This is a genomic window from Streptomyces sp. NPDC005070 (assembly GCF_053600395.1).
In genome coordinates this window covers 1-1,708 of record NZ_JBSFZS010000452.1, presented here as the reverse complement: position 1 = coordinate 1,708, position 1,708 = coordinate 1, and the positions used below count along the sequence as shown (strand labels likewise).

General features: G+C 70.7%; 2 protein-coding genes. Both read left to right on the top strand.

What is annotated here, in order from left to right; all coding sequences use genetic code 11:
* Positions 1-1,246 (top strand): alpha/beta fold hydrolase (locus tag ACWEBX_RS40155; RefSeq protein WP_451889636.1); only part of this gene is annotated, 1,246 nt, incomplete at its 5' end.
* 44 nt (positions 1,247-1,290) lie between these two features.
* Positions 1,291-1,708 (top strand): thioesterase II family protein (locus ACWEBX_RS40150; protein ID WP_451889635.1); only part of this gene is annotated, 418 nt, incomplete at its 3' end.

Below are 1,708 nucleotides of genomic sequence, written 5' to 3'. Positions count from 1 at the left end.
CCTGCTGCCCCCGGGACGGACCGTCACCGGCGCCTTCGTACCCAGCGGAGTGGCCGGCGGCATCCGCGCCAACGCACCCGCGCTGGCCAAGGCCATCGGCCCGCTGCTCGAAGAACTCCCCGCCTACCTGGGCGCGCGGCTGCCGGACTACATGGTCCCGGCCGCGATGGTGCCGCTCTCACGGCTCCCGCTCAACCCGGCCGGCAAGATCGACCGCGGCGCGCTGCCCGCCGAGCACACCACCACCGTCAGCAAGGGCGAGCCGCGCAACTCCCACGAGGAGGCGCTGTGCTCCTTCTTCAGCGAACTGCTCAAGCTGGAGAGGGTCGGCATCGACGACGACTTCTTCGCGCTCGGCGGGCACTCCCTGCTCGCCACCCGGCTCAGCGCCCGCATCCGCAAGCGCTTCGGCGTCGACATGCCGCTGCGGACGATCATCCAGTACCCCACGGTCGCCGAACTCGCCGCGCTGCTCCTCATCGGCGGCGTCCCCGGCGACCACGAGGACTCCTTCAACGTCGTGCTGCCGCTGAACCGGGACCCCGGCACAGGCAAGGAGCCGGTGTGGTTCTTCCACGGCGGCGGCGGCCTGGGCTGGGCGTTCTTCACCTTCGCGCCCCACGTGCCCGACCGGCCGGCCTACTCCCTGCAGTCCCGCGGCTCCAACGGCAAGGAGGCCATGGCCCATTCGGTGGAGGAGATGGTCGAGGACTACCTGCAGCAGATCCTCGCCGTCCAGCCCGAGGGCCCCTACTACCTGATCGGCTGGTCCTTCGGCGGCCCCATCGCGCACGCCGTCGCCGAGGCGATGGACCGCCGCGGCCTCGAGGTCGGCCTCATCGCCGTCCTGGACTCCCAGCCGGCCAACTCCACCACGAACAACGGCTTCCGCGAGGTCGCCGGCCGGACCAAGGAGCTCTACCGCGCCGACATCGAGGAAGTCTTCGGCAAGTTCATGAACACCGTCAACATGGACGCCTTCCTCGACACCATGTCGCAGGTGGGCGCCAACAACCTGCAGAAGATGGGCGTCTTCGAGTCGCCGGTCTACCGCGGCGACGTGCTGTATTTCAACGCCAGGCTCGACAAGGTCGACGGAGTGACCTCCTACGGCCCCGACTGGCGCCGGCACGTCCTCGGCACCATCGAGGAGTACGACGTGGACGCCACCCACCACGACCTGCACATGCCCAAGCCCGCGGGCCAGATCATGCGGGTCATCGCCCGCAAACTGGCGCAGCGGTGAACGGGCCGGACGATGCGGGAAACCGACGAGAGGAGCTGGTCCCGGTGACAGGACCCCGTACACCCGCCCACACGGGGGAGCGGACCACACTGCTGTGCGTGCCGTTCGCCGGAGCGGGCCCCTCCTTCTTCCACCCCTGGCAGGCCCTGGCCGCCGGCCGCTGGCGGGTGACCTCCGTCGAACTGCCCGGCAGGGAACGCCGGATCCTCGACGAGCCCTACCGCAACGTCGTCGAGGCGGCCAAGACCGAGATCGACGACATCGTCGCCGACCTCGGCGAGGGCAGCCGGGCCGTCCTGTTCGGGCACAGCCTGGGCGCGGTCCTCGCCTACGAGCTGGTGCACCTGCTGACCGGGCGCGGCGTGCACGTCGAACGGCTGGTCGTCAGCGGCTCACCGGGACCCTGGGCGGGACGCTACGGGCCGCCCAGGCCCCTGCGCGACGAGGCGTTCTTCTCCGGCC